Here is a 2,157-nt window from a genome sequence, read left to right as displayed (position 1 = left end):
CCGTTACTGGCGCCCTTTTCCATCGTTATACAGGTCAAGACTGGTTAATTCGCATCCTCAAGATATGAAGTTATGACTTATAAACACACTTACCTGATTAAGGTCTACACACTGCAACAAATTTTCATAAGGCACTCAATTACCAATTAGTTCAGTGATTTATACAAGCGTTCCAGCTTATCTAAAAAACCATGTAGTTTTTCGTTCATCTCATCATAGTCATGACTCAGTAATACTTCAGGGTTCTCAACAAAACGAAAGTCCTCAGCCTTACTAAGATCAGTATTTTCGATGAGCAGCGCTACGACTTCTTTAGTCAATTCCATATGACACTGAAAACCAAACACCAAATCGCTATAAGCAACAATTTGTCTCGAGCAGCCTTTACTATACGCAATGATTTCGGCACCTGGTATCAGCCCAGGCATATCGTTATGCCAATGGCCTCTGGCTATATTGATGATTTCCACTCACACCCATGGCACCAAATAGTGTTCCCACGCCAGGGATTGTTACAATCAGACATTGGTGATAAAAGCGGGATAGTGCCCCATAATGGCTTGCTCTATATTCCCGCAAATACAGTTCATAAATCCGTTGCGATTACAGATACACAATTTTTGGCTATTTACCTCAACCCAGACAAAAATCTTCGCTATGGAAGCAAACCTAAATCCTGTCAGGTAAACTCTTTGACCAAAGAGTTGATACAACTTCTGTTTGAAAGCAACACACACTCACAATCTGAGTCCAATATAATGCATTTACTTATGGTCTTGAGAGATCAAATCGAAGTTTCAGAAAGTTATGAAATACCATTGCTTATTCCTACCGATAAGCGTCTTTTCTCTATTTTCGCACAACTTCAAAAACAGCCTGATTTACCGTTTACATTAAAAGAATGGGCGACAACAGTCGGTGCATCTGAACGCACGCTGTCTCGATTATGCTCGAAAGAGTTTTCTCAATCTTTTTCACAATGGCGACAAAACATTAGGCTAGTTTTATCTTTGCAGTTGTTAAGCTCGAAAATGAGCATTCAAGAAATTGCTATCGAATCGGGATATTCTTCTGATTCTGCTTATGTACAGGCATTTAAGAAATTGTTTAATCAGACACCTAGAAAATATCGAACAGCAAACCTTTAGCACGTATTCTGATTCGTTGTTTTACAAACTCAAATGACACCTGTGATGGTGTGACTCTTACCTAACCTTTTGTGGGGCAAATGCGCACCTAGCCCAACTTGAATATCGGACATAGTTCGATCTTTGAGAGAATGGTTGATAACCTCAATCAGCTATCATGTTGTGAACTTAACACTTTTTAGAAGCACTCTAGATTGATAGATGATGAAAATTGCGATATTAGTTAGCTATGAATTAACATTTTGATAACGCTCATGGCAGGTAACACTATCGAAAAATCTGTTTCATTCGCCTCTGTCATTGATTTAGTAAATGCCTATTCACTGTTGCCTCCCGCTTTGCGTAAACAGGTCGAAGCATCTAATCACCTTGACGGTATAATCCTTGAGGCAATTAAAAATAGCGCTAATCTATCGCTATCGGATCGGCTTCCAGAAAGCCAAATGGTTGCCTTATGGTCACTCCTCGAACAGCACCATCCATCGCCCGAAATTGGACTCATCATTGGGCGAACTATATCCCATGAATCAAAAGGTGTGCTCGCGAGTTGGGTGAGCCAATGTGCGACGTTAAGAGACGCATTCAACACGTTCCAAAGTAATATTTTTCTGATGAATTCTTCAGAGTGTTGGCAAGTGGATGACGATGGACAGCAGTGCCGCTTAACCCTCTCCATTGAATCACGCCATGATTACCCTAGAGCCGCCATTGAACGCAGCATGAGTGCGGTGGTGATGTGGGCAAGAATGCTGAGTGCCCATCCTTTCCCGCTAACCAAAGCTAAGTTTGGGTATTTAGCTCCGCTACATGTGGATAAATATCAACCAGTCTTTGGAGAAACCATTGAATTTAATAGTGCTTATCACCAGCTGATATTTGAATCGAAATGGCTTAACCTTCCCATTGCAACAAGTAGTGAGTATCTGAAAACGATGATGGCAAAAACCGCACAAAGCCACCTTGAGACATTAACGCAAACCCAGCCTCTCCAACAGCAAGTCAGGACCAT

Annotated in this window: 2 protein-coding genes and 1 pseudogene; 2 read left to right on the top strand and 1 reads right to left on the bottom strand. The window is 41.0% G+C overall.

Translation table 11 applies throughout. The features are described from left to right. Window positions 1-146: 146 nt before the first annotated feature. A pseudogene (locus tag BCT81_RS24725) lies at window positions 147-464 on the bottom strand (glutamine amidotransferase); the annotation flags it as partial. Between BCT81_RS24725 and BCT81_RS24720 the strand changes: the two are divergent. Beyond that, window positions 435-1,148, top strand: coding sequence for an AraC family transcriptional regulator (locus BCT81_RS24720; protein ID WP_102426177.1), 714 nt, complete (start codon window positions 435-437; stop codon window positions 1,146-1,148). The pseudogene BCT81_RS24725 and the gene BCT81_RS24720 sit on opposite strands and share 30 nt — an antisense overlap. Before the next feature lie 254 nt (window positions 1,149-1,402). Continuing rightward, on the top strand, window positions 1,403-2,157 hold a 755-nt coding region (locus BCT81_RS24715; RefSeq protein ID WP_102426176.1), incomplete at its 3' end, for an AraC family transcriptional regulator ligand-binding domain-containing protein.

Origin of the sequence: Vibrio sp. 10N.261.52.A1, assembly GCF_002876325.1 — a bacterium.
GTDB lineage: Bacteria > Pseudomonadota > Gammaproteobacteria > Enterobacterales > Vibrionaceae > Vibrio > Vibrio chagasii.
The sequence above is the reverse complement of the archived record's forward strand: the minus strand, read 5'-3'. Positions and strand labels throughout refer to the sequence as shown.